This is a genomic window from Leisingera sp. ANG49 (assembly GCF_059694505.1).
In genome coordinates this window covers 874,193-890,022 of record NZ_JCATZN010000001.1, presented here as the reverse complement: position 1 = coordinate 890,022, position 15,830 = coordinate 874,193, and the positions used below count along the sequence as shown (strand labels likewise).

Annotated in this window: 16 protein-coding genes; 7 read left to right on the top strand and 9 right to left on the bottom strand. The window is 63.9% G+C overall.

From position 1 onward, the window contains the following. Positions 1-13: 13 nt before the first annotated feature. Entirely contained in the window at positions 14-1,018 is a 1,005-nt protein-coding gene (locus AC58NV_RS04400) for an Lnb N-terminal periplasmic domain-containing protein (protein WP_497226039.1), read from the bottom strand. Between the two features lie 132 nt (positions 1,019-1,150). On the opposite strand from AC58NV_RS04400, the gene AC58NV_RS04395 reads away from it, so the two are divergent. From AC58NV_RS04395 to AC58NV_RS04380, 4 genes are all read left to right on the top strand, one after another. Beyond that, positions 1,151-1,900 carry an alpha/beta hydrolase gene (locus AC58NV_RS04395; protein WP_497226038.1) on the top strand — a complete coding sequence of 250 codons (750 nt, stop codon included), beginning with the start codon at positions 1,151-1,153 and terminating at the stop codon, positions 1,898-1,900. Beyond that, the gene (locus AC58NV_RS04390; RefSeq protein WP_497226037.1) at positions 1,900-2,889 is read left to right on the top strand and encodes an alpha/beta hydrolase; all 990 of its coding nucleotides are present in this window, start codon (positions 1,900-1,902) and stop codon (positions 2,887-2,889) included. Before AC58NV_RS04395 ends, AC58NV_RS04390 begins: the two co-directional genes overlap by 1 nt. Continuing rightward, positions 2,889-3,314 carry a VOC family protein gene (locus AC58NV_RS04385; protein ID WP_497226036.1) on the top strand — a complete coding sequence of 142 codons (426 nt, stop codon included), beginning with the start codon at positions 2,889-2,891 and terminating at the stop codon, positions 3,312-3,314. Before AC58NV_RS04390 ends, AC58NV_RS04385 begins: the two co-directional genes overlap by 1 nt. Positions 3,315-3,435: 121 nt before the next feature. After that, positions 3,436-4,197 (top strand): alpha/beta fold hydrolase, encoded by a 762-nt coding sequence (locus tag AC58NV_RS04380; protein ID WP_497226035.1) that lies wholly within the window; start codon positions 3,436-3,438, stop codon positions 4,195-4,197. Here the strand turns inward: AC58NV_RS04380 and AC58NV_RS04375 are convergent. Together AC58NV_RS04375 and phaZ are read right to left on the bottom strand one after the other, a co-directional pair. Then, positions 4,188-4,760, bottom strand: a complete 573-nt coding sequence (locus AC58NV_RS04375) for a DUF6151 family protein (protein WP_497226034.1) — start codon at positions 4,758-4,760, stop codon at positions 4,188-4,190. The two genes, AC58NV_RS04380 and AC58NV_RS04375, sit on opposite strands and share 10 nt — an antisense overlap. Before the next feature lie 4 nt (positions 4,761-4,764). Beyond that, positions 4,765-6,042 (bottom strand): polyhydroxyalkanoate depolymerase, encoded by a 1,278-nt coding sequence (phaZ, locus tag AC58NV_RS04370; RefSeq protein WP_497226033.1) that lies wholly within the window; start codon positions 6,040-6,042, stop codon positions 4,765-4,767. A gap of 133 nt (positions 6,043-6,175) precedes the next feature. On the opposite strand from phaZ, the gene AC58NV_RS04365 reads away from it, so the two are divergent. Further along, positions 6,176-7,978 (top strand): PHA/PHB synthase family protein, encoded by a 1,803-nt coding sequence (locus AC58NV_RS04365; RefSeq protein WP_497226032.1) that lies wholly within the window; start codon positions 6,176-6,178, stop codon positions 7,976-7,978. A 132-nt stretch (positions 7,979-8,110) separates the two neighbouring features. Continuing rightward, on the top strand, positions 8,111-8,560 hold the full coding sequence (locus tag AC58NV_RS04360) for a phasin, PhaP (protein ID WP_497226031.1): 450 nt from the start codon (positions 8,111-8,113) through the stop codon (positions 8,558-8,560). Positions 8,561-8,655: 95 nt separating this feature from the next. Here AC58NV_RS04360 and AC58NV_RS04355 read toward each other — a convergent pair whose 3' ends face one another. Then, positions 8,656-10,404, bottom strand: coding sequence for an adenylate/guanylate cyclase domain-containing protein (locus AC58NV_RS04355; protein WP_497226030.1), 1,749 nt, complete (start codon positions 10,402-10,404; stop codon positions 8,656-8,658). 114 nt (positions 10,405-10,518) lie between these two features. Further along, complete coding sequence (locus AC58NV_RS04350) at positions 10,519-11,388, bottom strand: NAD-dependent epimerase/dehydratase family protein (RefSeq protein ID WP_497226029.1); 870 nt, start codon at positions 11,386-11,388, stop codon at positions 10,519-10,521. Between the two features lie 195 nt (positions 11,389-11,583). Between AC58NV_RS04350 and phaR the strand changes: the two genes are divergently transcribed. After that, entirely contained in the window at positions 11,584-12,141 is a 558-nt protein-coding gene (gene phaR, locus AC58NV_RS04345) for a polyhydroxyalkanoate synthesis repressor PhaR (protein ID WP_497226028.1), read from the top strand. A gap of 95 nt (positions 12,142-12,236) precedes the next feature. On the opposite strand, the gene AC58NV_RS04340 is transcribed toward phaR, so the two are convergent. From AC58NV_RS04340 to AC58NV_RS04325, 4 genes are all read right to left on the bottom strand, one after another. Then, positions 12,237-12,431 (bottom strand): hypothetical protein, encoded by a 195-nt coding sequence (locus AC58NV_RS04340; protein ID WP_497226027.1) that lies wholly within the window; start codon positions 12,429-12,431, stop codon positions 12,237-12,239. 53 nt (positions 12,432-12,484) lie between these two features. Next, positions 12,485-13,006, bottom strand: coding sequence for a hypothetical protein (locus AC58NV_RS04335; protein ID WP_497226026.1), 522 nt, complete (start codon positions 13,004-13,006; stop codon positions 12,485-12,487). 93 nt (positions 13,007-13,099) lie between these two features. After that, positions 13,100-14,305, bottom strand: a complete 1,206-nt coding sequence (locus AC58NV_RS04330) for a DegT/DnrJ/EryC1/StrS family aminotransferase (protein ID WP_497226025.1) — start codon at positions 14,303-14,305, stop codon at positions 13,100-13,102. Positions 14,306-14,453: 148 nt separating this feature from the next. Further along, a complete protein-coding gene (locus AC58NV_RS04325; protein WP_497226024.1) occupies positions 14,454-15,764 on the bottom strand; it encodes an NAD(P)/FAD-dependent oxidoreductase in 1,311 nt (436 codons plus the stop codon). Between the last annotated feature and the right edge of the window lie 66 nt (positions 15,765-15,830).

The window sequence follows — 15,830 nt, the reverse complement described above, 5'->3', positions numbered from 1 at the left end:
AAAGGATCCCGGACTATTGGGCCGGTGACGGCACGCCTTCACGGATCATTGCGGAGTAGTCCGGTGTCACCCCATGCGCCTGTGCAATCGGGGTGATGCTGCCAAGCGCGCGCAATTCGCCCACGCTGCGGCTCTGGTCCAGCACGCCCTGTTCCCAGGCAAATTCCGGCAGATAGCCGTTGGCCAGCACCCGCCAGTCCAGCGGCACCTCATCCGCGAAACTGCGGATCAGGTCCATCACAACGGTGGTGCAATTGGTGGTCAGTGAATTGTACCATTCAGGCCGGGCCGCCAGGCTGTTGGCGGTCTCGACATATTTCAGCAGCAGTTCCCGGCCGGTGTCGGGGCCGACACCGATGCGGAACAGCTGCACGTCCTCGCCGCGGGCGTTGGTGCGGGTGCCGACCACGTCGCGCTCATCCGCAGCGACCAGCACCAGGGTGTTGGACTTGAACAGATCGGCAACCGGGGAGAAGCCGCCGCCCTGCTGGCGCCGCACCTCGACCGACCAGGCGATATGTTCGCCGCCTTCAAAGCCGAAGCTGACGATCATGTGCGCCATCTGCGGCCCGGCCCAGTAGGACAGGAACAGGTCGGTGGATTGGAGCTTGGTCAGGTCGTAGCTGCGGGTTTCCCAGTTTTCGGTGAAGTCTTCCGGCGTTTCCCAGGCGAAATTGCGCACGTCCCTAAGGGTGAGGATGTCGCCCTCGACCTTGCCGGTCACCTGGCGGGCCACGTCGGGCGCCCAGTTGCGGTCCGCGGGCGGGGTAAGGGTGGACCACCACAGGATGACCGCGGCCAGGGCCAGGGTGAAGGTGGTAAGAGCACGCAAGGCCCGGCGGCGGAACAGTCCGGCGCTGACTGCAAGGCCCAGAAGGGCAAAGCCGCCGGCCAGGGCACTGCGCCCCAGCGCCTCGAACGGCAGCCGGTACCACAGGGCGAGCACGGCCCAGGCCGTGGCCAGCGCCACCGCGAGAATGGCGGCGCCTGTGAAAATGCCCTTGATGAGTCTGAACATGCCCCGGGTCCTTCAAAAAATTTTTGCGGACCATAAGGAAGCCGGCGGGGGTGTTGCAAGCAGGCAGTGCTGCCGCTTGCGGGGCGGGCGGAGCCGTGCCACATCTTGGGAAAAGCACAGGAGAGCAAAGACATGCCAGCCGCATCTTACCTTGAGACCGCCCAGGGCCGCCGGATTGCCTATCACAAGAGCGAGGGGCAGGGGCCGTGCGTGGTGTTCCTGGGCGGGCTGAAGTCGGATATGGAGGGCACCAAGGCGGTGCATCTGGAGGCTTGGGCCAAGTCGCGGGGCCAGGCGTTTCTGCGGTTCGACTATTCCGGCCACGGCGAAAGTTCCGGCACCTTCGAGGAAGGCTGCATCGGCGACTGGCACGAGGACACTCTGGCGGCGGTGGCGCAGCTGACCGAAGGGGAGATCGTGCCGGTGGGGTCGTCCATGGGCGGCTGGCAGGCATTGCTGCTGGCGCGGGAGATGCCGGAGCGGATCAAGGGCCTGGTGACCATCGCCGCGGCGCCGGATTTCACCGAGGACGGCTATTGGGCCAATTTCTCGGACGCGCAGAAGGCGGAGCTGGACGCCAAGGGCTATGTGGAGCTGCCGAGCGATTACATGGAGCCCTACCATATCTCCAAGCGGATGATCGAGGACGGGCGCAAGCGTCTGGTGCTGCGCTCGCCGCTGTTCCTGCCCTTCAAGGTGCGCTGCCTGCAGGGGACGGCGGATACGGCTGTTTCCACCGAGACCGCACTGCGGCTGCTGGACCATGCGACCTGCCCGGACATGCGGCTGAACCTGGTGAAGGACGCCGATCACCGGTTTTCGGATGAGGCCTGCCTGAAGATGATCGAAGACGCGGTGCTGGACGTTCTGGGCGGCGCCTGATGCGCAGGTTCGGACGCGCCCTGGGGCGGGGTCTGCTGGCGCTGGCGGTGCCGGCGGCGGCGCTGTGGACCTTTGGCCCCTATGAAGATGTGGACCTGAGCGCCAGCTTTGACACCCGCAAGTTCGGCGAAGGCGTGCAGGTCTACTTCGAGAGCGTCGAGAGCCGGTTCGAGGACATCACTCCCGGTGCAGAAAAGCGTTTGGTCTGGGCGGGGCAGGCGGAGACGCGGACGGCGGTTTCAGTCCTGTACATCCACGGCTTTTCCGCGACCTCCGAAGAAATCCGCCCGGTGCCGGACCGGGTGGCGCAGGCCCTGGGGGCCAATCTGGTCTTTACCCGGCTGACCGGCCACGGACGCTCCGGCGCGGCGATGCTGGAGGGCTCGCCCAAGGCCTGGATGCAGGACACTGCTGAGGCGCTGGCGGCGGCGGCGCAGGTGGGGGAGCGGGTTGTGGTGATCGCCAATTCCACCGGTGCCACCCTGGCCACGGTGGCGGCGCTGGATGCGGACCTGGCGCCGGCCATCGATGCGATGGTGCTGATGTCGCCGAACTACGGGCTGAACACGGCTTTTGCGCCGCTGCTGACCTGGCCCGCCGCGCGCTACTGGCTGCCGCCGCTGGCCGGGCAGGAGATAGTGCTGCCGGTGCGCAGCGAGGCCTATGGCCGGTTCTGGACCACGCGATACCCGTCGCTGGCCGTGCTGCCGATGGCTGCGATGCTGCAAACGGTCCGGGGCATGGATTTCAGTCTTGCAAATGTTCCTGTATTGTTCTGGTATTCGGATGGCGATAAGGTGGTGCGGCCGGACATCACTGCCGGGATCGCCGCGCGATGGGGCGGCCCGGTGGCGGTGAACCTGGTGCCGCCGGGGCTGGCCGATGACGAGCATGGCCACATTCTGGCCGGTGACGTGGTGTCGCCCAGCCAGACGCAGGCAACGGTGAATGGCATCTTGAAGTGGTTGAGGGCACAAGGGTTTGAGTGATGGAACAAAGGGTGAGCCTGATTACGCTGGGCGTGCCGGACATGGAGAAGGCCGCGGCTTTTTATGAGGCCCTGGGCTGGAAGCGGGCGGAAAGCCCGGACGGAGTGATTGCCTTCGACCTGATTTCGCAGACGCTCGGCCTCTATCCGCTGGCGGCGCTGGCAGAGGATATCGGCCTGCCGCCGGAGACGCTGGGAACCGGTGCCATGACGCTGAGCCACAACAGCCGGACCAAAGAAGAGGTGGCGGAACTGCTGGCCGCGGCCGAGGCCGCCGGGGCAGAGGTGCTGAAGCCCGCGCAGGATGTGTTTTGGGGCGGCCATCACGGCTATTTCCGCAGCCCGGACGGGCATGTCTGGGAGATCGCCTTCAACCCGTTTTCGCCGCTGGCAGAGGACGGCGCGTTCCGCTGGAACGGCTACTGAGCGTGGCGCGGCGGCGGCAGCTTCTCCGTAAATTGCCGCCGCCGGAAGGTTTTTCTTGATCCAGGTCTTTGCCGCCCGCAGAGTTGACGAACGGGTGGGAGGCAAACCGCGAGGGCAGGACATGCCTTATGATCAGCAACCGTGCCGCGAACCCCTGGTTCTGCTGCCGGGCATGATGTGCGACGGCCGGATATTTTACGCTCAGGTCAGGACGTTTTCCGGAAGCATGCCGGTGATGGTGCTGCCGCTGGCAGGCGGCGACACGGTGGAGAAGATTGCCGCCCGGATGCTGAGCCACCTGCCGCCGCGATTCGCCCTGGCGGGGGTCTCGATGGGCGGTATCCTGGCGATGGAACTGATGCGCCGGGCGCCGGAGCGGATCAGCCGCCTGTGCATCATCGGGGCCGGCCCGCTGGCCGACACTCCGGACCAGGCCGCCGGCCGGGAGCCGCAGATCGTCGCGGCGCGCGCCGGGCGGCTGGAGGACGTGCTGCGCGAGACGCTGCCGATGGACGCTCTCGCACCCGGCCCATTGCGGCTAGAGGTACACAAGCTGTTCTGCCGGATGGGGATGGAACTGGGACCGGAGATGTATGTGGCGCAGGCGCGCGCCCTGCAGCGGCGGCCGGATCAGCAGGCGACGATGCGGCGGGTGCATGTGCCCACGCTGGTTCTGGGCGGGGAGCATGACACGATCGTGCCGCCGGCAAAGCTGGACCTGCTGGCGCAGCTGATTCCGGATGCGCGGCTGGTCATCCTGCCGGATGCCGGGCATTTCCCCGTGCTGGAGCAGCCGGACGCATTGAACCGGGCGCTGCTGCACTGGCTGGCAGCACCTGCTGCTGAACCTGCTCCTTCGCCTGCGCTTTGCGCTCAGGGATAAAGCCGGGCGCGCTCTGCTTTGCTGATCAGATGAGGCTCCGCCACCGGCTTGCCGGTTTCAGGATCAAAGAACGGCGTGTCCTTCCAGCGGCCTGACAGCCGCGCGGTGATCATCCGGCTGAGAATGCCCCAGGCCATGGCGCCGCCGCCCTTGGTGCGGGCTTGCTTGCCCGGGGCGGGGATGAAGGCCCTGGCACGGATCTTGCCCAGGGCGGATTTGTCCTGAAACAGATCGGAGCGCATCCCGGCAAAGGGCAGGCCGGGCTTGGCCAGCGTATTGGCGAACGGGGTGCCGCAGCAGGATGCGTACCAGCGCAACGGGCCGCGGGGACCGAGGCGGAGCGCCTTCAGATGCTCGGCGCCCTGGGTGATGGTGATGGCATCGGGTGACAGCTGGAACAGGTCCACCGGATCGGGGGCCGGGTCGGGCTGGCCGTGGTACAGCTCATTGGCGCGGCAGTCGGCGCAATGGCAGACGACACGTGTGCCGGTCTTGATGCCTTGCACAGCAACTTCGCCGCGCAAGGCCCCGCAATTGCAGGAAAACGCCAGCCCGTCCGCCATGCGGTCAGGCAGCCGTGTTTTTGTTGGCGGGTTTGCGGGCCGCCGGTTTCTTGCGGCTGTTGGCGTTCATGAAGTCGATCACCAGCGGCCGGATGTTGTTGCGCCAGCTGCGGCCCGCAAAGATGCCGTAGTGACCGGCGCCGGGCTCCACATGGCTGGCCTTCTTCTCTTCCGGCAGGCCGGTGCAGAGATCCAGCGCGGCGATGCATTGGCCGGGGGCAGAAATGTCATCCTTGGCGCCTTCGACGGTTTTGACCGCCACGTCGGTGATCTTGGAGAAATCGACCTTGTGGCCGTTCACCACGAACGCGTTGCGGGCGATCTCGCGCTTCTTGAAGATGCGTTCGACCGTCGACAGGTAGAATTCCGCGGTCATGTCCATCACCGCCAGGTATTCGTCATAAAAGCGGTTGTGCGCATCGTGGTCCGAGGCTTCGCCGCGGGAAACACGCTGGATCTGGTCCATGAAGGCCTTGGAGTGGCGTTCGCCGTTCATCGACATGAAAGAAGCGAGCTGCAGCAGGCCCGGGTAGACCTTGCGTCCCACACCGGGATACTTGAAGCCGACGCGCTGGATCATGGTTTCCTCGAGCTGGCCCATGGTGACGCGGCGGCCGAAATCTGTGACTTCGGTCGGGGTGGCATCGGGGTCCACCGGGCCGCCGATCAGCGTCAGCGAGGAGGGCTGCGCCTTGGGGTCCTGTTCCGCCAGATAGGCGGTGGCGGCCAGCGTCAGCGGCACCGGCTGGCAGACCGCGACCACATGGGTGTCGGGGCCCAGCTCGCGCATGAAATCGACGAGGTAGAGCGTGTAGTCCTCGACGTCGAATTTCCCTGCGGAAACAGGAATGTCGCGGGCGTTGTGCCAGTCCGTCACATAGACTTCACAGTTCACCAGCAAGCTCTTGACGGTAGAGCGGAGAAGGGTGGCGTAATGGCCGGACATCGGGGCAACCAGCAGCACCTTGCGCGGCTGTTCCTCGCGTCCGTTGACCTTGAAGTGGATGAGGTCGCCGAACGGGCGCTCCACCACGGTGGTGATGTCCACCAGGTGGTCCTTGCCGTCCTCGCAGGTGAAGGTGCGGATGCCCCAGGCCGGTTTCACAACCATGCGCTGGTAAGTACGTTCCGTCACTTCGCCCCAGGCGGCCATCCAGCTGAGCGCAGGGTTTGGCAAGGCGGAAAAGACCGGGTAAGATGCCATGGAGAGGGCGGTGGCGCCCAACCATTGGTTGGTGTTCCGGACGGTCTCCATCAGATCGTAGGTCATCATGTAACGCATGCCTGCCTCCTTCGCGATCCGTCCCGGCGTAACGTCACCGGAAATTCCGGAACATTGGACCAATCGCCGCTTTGCCCTAATTTTTGCAGAATAGTATTCTGCACAGCAGAAAGCCTATGAGGGATTCTTTTTTATGACAACTAGTGACGAATTATCCGCAGCGGCCAATTCCGAGAGCATTGAAAAGCTTAAGGAAAACATGACTCGCGTGGAGGAGTTAAGCAAGCGTCTGGCCGATGTCATGTCCCGGAAGGTGCCGCACAACCCGGCTTTGGACGGTCCGAATCAAGAGCTTTATGCGCGCGCAGCAACCGCCTATTGGGCGGAGGCGATGCAGAACCCGGCCAAGATCCTGGAGCAACAGGTCGAATACTGGAGCAAGTCTGTGCTGAATTTCGCCGAAGCGCAGAAAGCCCTGGCTGGAAAACAGGAGAGCACGGATGACGGCGGCCCGAAGGACCGCCGTTTTTCGAATCCGCTGTGGGAGAGCAATCCCTACTTCAACTTCGTGAAGCAGCAGTACATGACCAACGCGGATGCGATCCGCAAAGCGGTGCATGAGGCGGTGGACCTGGACCGCAGGGACAAGCAGCGGCTGACCTACTTTGCCGATCAGATCATCGAGATGATGGCGCCGACCAATTTCCTGCCAACCAATCCGGACGCGCTGGAGAAGGCGGTGGAGACCGAAGGCCAATCGCTGATCGACGGGCTGGAGAACCTGGTCACCGATCTGGAGGCCAACAACGGCGAACTGGTGGTGCGGCTGGCGGATGAGAGCGCCTTTGAGCTGGGCGGCAACATCGCCACCACGCCGGGCGACGTGGTCTACCGCAACCGGATGATGGAGCTGATCCAGTACAAGCCGGTGACGGACACCGTGCATGAAACTCCGATCGTGCTGTTCCCGCCCTGGATCAACAAGTTCTACATCCTGGACCTGAAGGCGCAGAACAGCCTGATCAAATGGGTGACCGAGCAGGGCTACACCCTGTTTGTGGTGTCCTGGGTCAATGCCGATGCCAGCCACGCCGACGTGGGGATGGAGGATTACATCCAGGAGGGCTTCCTGACCGCGATCGAGACCGCCAAGGAGATCTGCAAGGTGGATCAGGTCAATGCGGTCGGCTATTGCATCGCCGGCACCACGCTGAGCCTGACCCTGTCGCTTTTGAAGCAGCGGGGCGACAAATCGGTGAAATCGGCGACTTTCTTTACCACGCTGACGGATTTCGGCGACCAAGGCGAGTTCACGCCGTTCCTGCAGAACGATTTCGTCGACGGGATCGAGGCGCAGGTGGAAGAAGAGGGGCTGCTGCGGTCCTGGGTGATTGCGCGGACCATGTCATTCCTGCGCTCCAAGGACCTGATTTATGGCCCCGCCGTCAAAAGCTACATGATGGGCGAGACGCCGCCGGCCTTCGATCTGCTCTACTGGAACGGTGACGGCGCCAACCTGCCGGGCCGGATGGCGGTGCAGTATCTGCGCGGCCTGTGCCAGAACAACGAGTTTGTCGGTGACGGGTTCGAGCTGATGGGCCACAAGCTGCATATCAAGGAAGTGGATGTGCCGCTGATGGCGATCACCTGCGAGACCGATCACATCGCCCGCTGGAAGGATTGCTATCACGGCGTGCAGCAGATGGGCTCGCGCAGCAAGAGCTTCATCGTGTCGGAGTCCGGCCATATCGCCGGCATCGTCAACCCGCCGAGCAAGAAGAAGTACGGCCATTACACCAACGAGGACCTGAAGGGCGACTGCGAGGCCTGGATGGAGGGCGCAGAATACCACGAGGGTTCCTGGTGGCCGCGCTGGAACGACTGGCTGAAGAAGCGCTCCGGCAAGCAGGTTCCCGCCCGCGAGGTGGGGGATTCGGGCTATCCCTCTTTGATGCCGGCGCCCGGATCCTATGTGAAGGTGAAGGCAAACCGTTGATTTTGCAGGTGCAGAAAGAATTTTTCTGCACTGCAGCAGAAAACCCTTGAAATGCTGCGGTGCAGAAAGTATATTCCTCTCATGCTAAGAGCGCAGGATGGTCCTGCTGCAGCTTTCTGAGGAATTAGAACTATGGCAAAGACCCAAGACTTCACCGCGATGATGAAAGACTTCATGGGCGCCTTCCCGGTTGACACCAAAGCGATGGAAGACGTCTTCAAGAACACCGCAGCTCTGAACGAGAAGCTGTCCGCCGTTGCGCTGGACGCTGCCGGCAAATCCGCCGAGATCTCCAACAAGTGGACCAAAGAAACCATCGCCAAGCTGGGCGACGTTTCCAAAGTCAAGGCAGAGCCGGCCGACTACGCCAAAGCCGCAACCGACTTCGCTTCCGCTTCCGCTGAAGTGGCTGCCGAAAACATGGCTGCCTTTGCCGAAGTGGCAAAGAAAGTCCAGATGGACACCGTTGAGCTGCTGATGGCTGCTGGCAAAGACGCAACCGAAGAAGCAACCGCTGCCGTGAAAAAGGCCACCGAAGAGGTGACCTCCGCAGCGAAGAAAGCTTCGGCAGCTGCCAAGTAAGAACGTCCACGATCCGGCCCTCGCTCTCCTCCCTGACGGAGCCGGACCGTGAAGAAGGGCAGGCCGCAAGGCCTGTCCTTTTGCATTTCGGGGGGTCAGTCCGGCAGCCCGGCGCGGCGCAAACCCTCGCAGTAATGCTCCAGATCCTCGGTGCGGGCAAAGGGCAGGGTCTCGCTGATCCGGGACACGGAAAACCCGGGCTCCAGTTCCAGAATGCGCCCCGCCTCCAGCGCGGCGGCCTCTTCATCGCCCAGCTGCCCGTAGCAGGCGGCCAGATGGCGGCGCGGGGCCGGGAATCCGGGAAACAGCCCGACGGCCTTGTTCACTTCTTCGGCGCCGGGCTGGTATTCCCGGCACATGTAAAGCGCCAGGCCCTTGAACCAGTGAAAATATGTCGGGTGGAACGGGTTGCGGGATGTGGCCTGGTCCAGTTCGGCCAGCGCCTTCTGATGCTCGCCCTGATAGACATAGGAGAGGCCGCGGAAAGCGATGGCGTCGGTGTCGTTGGGATTCAGAGCCAGAGCGCGCTGGAAATGATCCTCTGCCAGGGCGAATTCCCCCTTGAACAGATGCATCACAGCCAGGCGCCGCTGGGCGACGCTGTCCAAGGGATCGATGCGTGCTGCGCGGCGCAGCAGAGGAAACGCCTTGTCCAGGGTTGCTTCCGGGGACAGGCCCCAGCCGCTCATCCATTCCACCAGATAGGTCAGCGCCAGCCCGCAGCAGGCGGAAGCATTGCCAGGGTCGCTGTCACAGGCCTGCTGGTAGAGCGTCCGGCACTCAAGCAACGCCTCCCGCGTGTCCAGCAGCAGGGCTTTGGCTTGCAGCACTAGCTCCCGCGCAGTCAAAGGTTCGCCGCGGGTGCTCATATTGGCGGAGTTGCGTTTGGCGGTGGCTTGAAGCTGGCCGGCCAGAGTTTGCGTGATCTGTGCGGCCAGTGCGTCCTCCTGGCTGAAGCTGGCGGCCTCGGCCCGGTCGTATTGTTCGCTGAGCAGTGACGTTCCCCTGACGCCATCGGCCAGGGACACGGTGACCCGCGTCTTGCCGGCCAGCTGCCGCACCGTGCCCTCGACAAGATACCTGACCCCCAGTTCCACTGCCGCGAGAGATGTTTCCGATGCGCTGGCGGCAAAGCGGAGCGCGGTGGTGCGGGAAATCACGCGCAAGTCGCGGAAGCGGGAGAGACCGATGGTGACATCCTCGGTCAGCGCGTCTGCCAGGCTGCCAGCTGCTGCCGATCCGGAGGATTTGTTCAGGAAGGGCAGGACCGCGACGGAGATGTCGTAGGCCGGGCCTTCCGGTTCCAGCCGCGGCATGGCGTTTTCGCAGATGCGGAATATCCGCACCGGGTCGGAGATGTTGCGGATGACCTGCAGGCCAAGATCGTCAAAGGAAGCGTTAATGCGGCCGCGCACCTGCGCCTGCACCTTGCCGGAGACGCAGATTTCGCCGGGACCGGCAAGGCTCTCGAGGCGGGCGGCAATATTGACGCAATTGCCGAACAGATCGCCGCCGGACGCGATGACGTTGCCTGTGTGAACGCCCATCCGCAGGCTCAGGTGCGGGCCGGCCCGGCTGGCGCTGCTGGCAGCGGTTTTCTTTGAAATCAGCAGGGCGGCTTTCACAGCTTGCAGGGAGGTGGGGAACTCCAGCAGAAAGCCGTCCCCGAGTGTTTTTACAAGCTCGCCTGAATACTGCTGCGCCGCGGGTGCAATGATCTGGTCAGCCAGATTGCGGACCGCGGCAACGGCCTCGGTCTCTCCGGTTTCGACCAGCGCTGAAAACCCGGCCACGTCAGCGATCAATATGGCAGCTTGTCTTTGTCTGTCCCCTTGGTCAGCCATTTTTCCTGCACCACAGACTCAAAGACCTGACCTCTATTATATCATATTGAGGATTTTTTGGTGGTTTTATGGTTGGGGGAAGCGCATTTTCTTTCAGCGGTTTATGACTTTCCTTCAGAACTGCGCATCGCGGAAGCTGGCATATTGCGGCCGCCAGCCGGTCAGTCGCCGCAGTTTCGAGGAGCCCATCTGCTGGTCCAGTGCAGGCCCTTCGGCCCAGGCTCCGTATTTGATCAGCACGTGCTTCAGGCTGCGCACCACGTAGCCGCCGTCGTGACCATGGCGGCGGGCGATTTCGCCGGTGATTTCCGCCACCGGGACGCCGTCTTCGGAACTGACGTTGAAATGGCCGGTGAGGTCCGGGTCCTCCAGCAGCAGACGGTAGGCGCGGGCCAGGTCATCGCGCTGGATCAGCGGCCAGCGGGTAGAGATGCTGCCCCAGATCTCGAACGGCTGGCCGTTGCGGGCGGCGTCGAGGTAGCTTGAAAACGCGCCGCCCCCGGCGTGGTAGACCATCGCCGGGTGGATCACCGCGGCTGAGACGGCGGGCGAGGACAGAACCGAGCGGGCGTTCCTCTCCATCCAGGCAAAGGGTTTGATCGGCCGCATCGGGCTGGCCTCATCCGCGATGCGGCTGCCGGTCGCGCCATAGAGCCAGCAGCCGCCGGTGTAGATCATCCGCAGCGGCTCCGGGCGCAGGGCGGCTTGCTGCAGGATGGCGGCAATGGCCGTGGTATCGGCCTCGGCCATGTCGTCATCGAAGGTTGCGGCGAGCTGGATCAGCCCGTCCGCGCGGGCCGCTTCGCGGACCCAGGCGCCGGGGCTGCGCAGATCGCCGCGCAGGGGGCGGGCGCCCATCGCTTCCAGCTTGCGGTCCGAAGCTTGCGACCGGCTGAGGCCAGTGACGCCGTGGCCGTGGCGGATCAGTTCTTGGGTGACTGCGGTGCCGATGGAGCCGGTTCCGCCCAGGATCAGGATGTTCATAGCTGTGTGCTCCCGCTGCAAATTCTGGTGCGGGGGTACTGATAAAAGCTCAAGCCAGGTTCAGGTCAAGCGCTTTCGATGCAGATGCAGCAGCTCTGTACAGAACAATTGTTGCGGAAAACACGCCAAGGCTTCCCTTTTGTTCTGCACTGGCATAGGCTTCGCTGCAATGCGTCATGACCGGGGAGGGAACACATGGCAGATCAGGACAAACCCTTGCTGATCAAACGGTATGCGAGCCGGCGGCTCTATAACACCGAGACCAGCGATTATGTCACGCTGGAGGACATCGCGGGGTTCATCCGGGAAGGCCGCGAGGTGCAGATTGTCGACCTGAAGACCGGTGACGACCTGACCCGCCAGTACCTGCTGCAGATCATTGCCGAGCACGAGAGCCGCGGCGAGAATGTGCTGCCGGTGAACGTGCTGAACGACCTGGTGCGCAGCTATATGGTGCCCGGCGGCGGGGTGATGCCGCAGTTCCTGCAGACCTCCTTTGACATGCTGCGCGAGAGCCAGTCGAAGATGATGGAAAACATGAACGCGATGAACCCGATGTCCAAGATGCCGGGGTTCGAGGCGATGAAGGCGCAGCAGGAGGCTTTCCTGAAGGCGATGACCGGCGGCTTTGGCACGTCAGGCTGGACCGGCGGCGTGCAGGAGGACGAGAAATCCGAGAACGGTGGCGAGGACCTGGACGACATCAAGAAACAGCTGGCGGCGCTGCAGGAAAAATTGTCCAAGATGAAATAAAGCCCAGCGCCCGGCGCTGACAGCAAAGCCCCAGATAAGCCCCCTGTCCGGTTCGGCGGGGGCTTTTTTGATGCGCAGTCAAATGCGGGTAAAGATCAGGATCCGGCCTCGACCTTCAGCACGTTGTGCAGCCGGTGGTAGGGGGCGTTCTTCACGATCTTGTCCAGATCCTTCGCCTCCGCTGCGGGGCGCGCGCGCATGAACAGATAGGCGCTGGCGCCAAAAGACAGGGCGCAGGCGCCGACGATCGTGCTGACGATGACAGTCTCAAGTCCCATGGCTTCAAACATGCGTTGCTCCGGTTGCACTGCCAATATAGGGGAGGAAAGCTGAAAATTCCATATCACTTCCCGTCTGCGCTGAGTTTGCCGGCTTCCAGGACGTGGCGGGCCAGGGAAACGGCGCTTTCACGCTCCTGCGCCCGGCGGCGCATTTTCACCCGGCCGCCGATCCGCGAGGCAGTGGCAAAGACAAAACCTGAAAATGACAGCAGGGTGAGACCGAAGGCGAGACCGCCGGTCACCGTGCCGGCAATGGCCGCGCCAAAGCTTGCCAGCAGCGCGCCTGCCGCCAGCCGCTGCGCCCATTGGCCAATGACCTGATCCGCGTCGCGGGCCTGGGCCTCAGCCTCAGCCGCCTCGGTGGCAAAGGCGGTCAGCAGGTCGGCCACGGCCAGGCCGCAGTCCGGGTCGTTGGAGGCGCGGATGGCGGCCAGCAGCGCGGCCCGTTCCGCCCGGTTCGTCACCACTGCGCCAATGATCTGGCTCAGTTCGTCCTCGGGGACGGCATCCCCCATGCTCAGGGAGTTTGCCATGGCAACCAGCGCGGTTGCCGGGCGCCGCTTGAATTTCAGTGGGCCTTTCATGGGCGGCACCGTGGACGGCACAAGCCAGGATTGCAATCACGAAAAGCCCCGGCGCAGGGCCGGGGCAGTAACGCGCTGAAGCGCCGGGTGTTCTCAGGCAGCTGCCAGACCCATGGTTTCCTCGGCCGCGGCCAGCAGGATGTCCGCAATCACGTCCAGCTCAGCCCGGGTCAGGCGCACCGGGAGCCGCACATCGCAGGCTTTCATCAGCATCGCGCGGGTTTGCGGAAGGTCGGGAACGTCGCGCAGGAACTGCCAGTTCCAGAAGGCGCGGGCGTTGTCGGTGGAGAGGCCGAAGACCTGCACCTTGACGCCCTTGGCCTCAGCCGCGGCGGCAAAAGCGCGGGTCTGCGCCTCGCTGAGATCCACCAAGTTGAATTGGATCGAATCCGGCGCCCGGCGTTCCGGGGCCAGCGGTGCCGGAACGTCAAAGTAGGGCGAGGCGTTCAGCCGTTCGGCCACATAGTCGTGGTTGGCGAGCCCGTCGCGTACCCGGCGCGCCAGCTCCGGCAGCTGCGGGCGGATCACGGCGGCGGAGAGGTTGCTCATCCGCAGGTTATAGAGCGGCAGCTGGTTCTGCCACTTGGCAAAGGCCTGCTCAAGGTCCGGGGTGTTTTCCCCGTGCGGGCCCTTGTGCTTTTTCCAGTTGTGCTCATAGGCGCCGGACATGATCACGGCGCGGGCGATCAGGTCGGCGTCGTCGGTGATCAGGATGCCGCCTTCGCCGGCGTTGACCATCTTGTAGGACTGGAAGGAAAAGCAGCCCACCTTGCCGATGGTGCCGATGTTCCGGCCGTGCCAGGTGGTGCCCAGCGAATGGGCCGCGTCTTCGACCACCGGGATGCCGCGGGCGTCGCACAGCGCCATGATCGCGTCCATGTCGGAGGTATGGCCGCGCATATGGCTGATGATCACAGCCTGCACGCTGTCCAGCTTGGCTTCGAAATCGCCCATGTCGATGCGGTAGTTCTCGCCCACCTCGCACAGCACCGGCACGCAGTCGGCATGCACCACCGAGGAGGGCACGGCGGCAAAGGTGAAGGCCGGGATCAGAACCCGCGCGTCGCGGGGCAGGCCAAGCGCCTTCAGCGACAGGAACAGCGCCGCCGAGCAGGAGGACACCGCCAGCGCGTATTTGCTGCCCAGAAGCGCCGCGTATTCCTGTTCCAGCAGCGTCACTGGCGCATCTTCCGGCGCGGTGTAGCGGAACAGGTCGCCCGATTGCATCAGGGCGTCGATGGCATCGCGGGCGGCTGCGGGGATGGGTTCAGCGTCATGAACGTTGGGCGGCAGGGCCATATTTCAAAATCCTGAATAGTTTCTTTGGGAAATTTAAAACTAAGTTTCCGGGATGCCAAGCCCGGACGCGGCGGAATTTCCCGCGCCCGGCGAAATTTCACAGAACTGTTGCGGAGTTGCGCGGAAACCAGCCGGCCCGGCGGGGGCGTCAGACCCCCAGCCGGTCGCGCATGGCAAACCAGGTCATGGCCAGCGCCAGAAGCGGCGAACGCATCCGCGGCCCGCCGGGGAAGCGCGGGGCGGGGACGCGGGCCATAGTATCAAACCCTTCGGCCTGCCCCTGAATGGCCTGCGCCATCAGCTGGCCCGCATGGGTGGCGGTGCCGACGCCGTGGCCGGAGTAGCCGGAGGCGGTCAGCACATTGGGCGCCAGCCGCGCCAGGTACGGCATCCGCTTCATGGTGATGCCCAGGGTGCCGCCCCAGGCGTAGTCGATCTTCACGTCTTTCAAGTGCGGGAAGATCTCCGTCATCGGCTTGCGCACGGTGGCGGAGATGTCTGCCGGGAACCGGTAGCCATAGCTTTCGCCGCCGCCGAACAGCAGCCGCTTGTCGTGGCTGAGGCGGAAGTAGTTCACCACGAATTTGGTATCCGCAACAGCGACGTCGCGGGTCAGCACCCGGGCAGCGTCCTCTCCCAGCGGTTCGGTGGCCACAACGAAGTTGTTGATCGGCATCACCCGCGCTGCGACCTGGCCATTCAGCCCGCCGAGATAGCCGTTGCAGGCAAGGATCAGGTGATCCGTGGTGACGGTGCCGCCTGCAGTGCGGATGCGCAGCCTGGCGCCTTCCTCAATATCCAGAACCTCGCTGCCCTCGTGGATTGCGGCGCCGGCAGTGGCTGCTGCGCGGGCCAGGCCCAGCACATAGGCCAGCGGGTGCAGATGGCCCGCCCCCATGTCCAGGGAACCGCCGACATAGGCCGGGGAGGGGCAGAGGGCCTGCATCGCGTCCCGGTCCAGCAGTTCGATCTGGTCATATCCGTAACGGTTTTGCAGATGTTCCGCATAGGCGTGCTCATGCGCCGTTTCGCCCCTGGAGAAACAGGCGTGGGCGATGCCGGGCTTCAGGTGACATTCGATCTCGTGGCGGGCAACAAGGTCCTTCACCAGGTCCTTGGCGCCTTCGGCGAGGTCCCAGAGCTTACGGGCATCATCCTGGCCGACCAGCTTTTCCAGGCCGTCCTGCTCCATCCGCTGTCCGCTGCCCAGCTGGCCGCCGTTGCGGCCAGAGGCGCCAAAACCCACCCGCTGCGCTTCCAGCAGAACGACGGACAAGCCTGCCTCTGCCAGATGCAGGGCTGCTGACAGGCCAGTATAGCCGCCGCCAACGATGCAGACGTCCGCCTTTACATCGCCTTTCAGCGCTGGAAACCGCTCCAGCGGCGCGGCGGTCGCCGCATACCAGCTGTTTGGATACTCGCCCTTGCGGTCATTGGAATAGAGCAGGTTCATCGCCATCCCGCACCTCACCTGTTGGCGGGAGGCTCGCTCAGAGTCCCGCTGTTCTTCTTTGCCCAAATACTC

Bases quoted from the DNA above. Each gene is read 5' to 3' on its own strand.
- AC58NV_RS04400 (WP_497226039.1), bottom strand. From the start codon at position 1,018: ATGTTCAGACTCATCAAGGGCATTTTCACAGGCGCCGCCATTCTCGCG.
- AC58NV_RS04395 (WP_497226038.1), top strand. From the start codon at position 1,151: ATGCCAGCCGCATCTTACCTTGAGACCGCCCAGGGCCGCCGGATTGCC.
- AC58NV_RS04390 (WP_497226037.1), top strand. From the start codon at position 1,900: ATGCGCAGGTTCGGACGCGCCCTGGGGCGGGGTCTGCTGGCGCTGGCG.
- AC58NV_RS04385 (WP_497226036.1), top strand. From the start codon at position 2,889: ATGGAACAAAGGGTGAGCCTGATTACGCTGGGCGTGCCGGACATGGAG.
- AC58NV_RS04380 (WP_497226035.1), top strand. From the start codon at position 3,436: ATGCCTTATGATCAGCAACCGTGCCGCGAACCCCTGGTTCTGCTGCCG.
- AC58NV_RS04375 (WP_497226034.1), bottom strand. From the start codon at position 4,760: ATGGCGGACGGGCTGGCGTTTTCCTGCAATTGCGGGGCCTTGCGCGGC.
- phaZ (WP_497226033.1), bottom strand. From the start codon at position 6,042: ATGCGTTACATGATGACCTACGATCTGATGGAGACCGTCCGGAACACC.
- AC58NV_RS04365 (WP_497226032.1), top strand. From the start codon at position 6,176: ATGACAACTAGTGACGAATTATCCGCAGCGGCCAATTCCGAGAGCATT.
- AC58NV_RS04360 (WP_497226031.1), top strand. From the start codon at position 8,111: ATGGCAAAGACCCAAGACTTCACCGCGATGATGAAAGACTTCATGGGC.
- AC58NV_RS04355 (WP_497226030.1), bottom strand. From the start codon at position 10,404: ATGGCTGACCAAGGGGACAGACAAAGACAAGCTGCCATATTGATCGCT.
- AC58NV_RS04350 (WP_497226029.1), bottom strand. From the start codon at position 11,388: ATGAACATCCTGATCCTGGGCGGAACCGGCTCCATCGGCACCGCAGTC.
- phaR (WP_497226028.1), top strand. From the start codon at position 11,584: ATGGCAGATCAGGACAAACCCTTGCTGATCAAACGGTATGCGAGCCGG.
- AC58NV_RS04340 (WP_497226027.1), bottom strand. From the start codon at position 12,431: ATGTTTGAAGCCATGGGACTTGAGACTGTCATCGTCAGCACGATCGTC.
- AC58NV_RS04335 (WP_497226026.1), bottom strand. From the start codon at position 13,006: ATGAAAGGCCCACTGAAATTCAAGCGGCGCCCGGCAACCGCGCTGGTT.
- AC58NV_RS04330 (WP_497226025.1), bottom strand. From the start codon at position 14,305: ATGGCCCTGCCGCCCAACGTTCATGACGCTGAACCCATCCCCGCAGCC.
- AC58NV_RS04325 (WP_497226024.1), bottom strand. From the start codon at position 15,764: ATGGCGATGAACCTGCTCTATTCCAATGACCGCAAGGGCGAGTATCCA.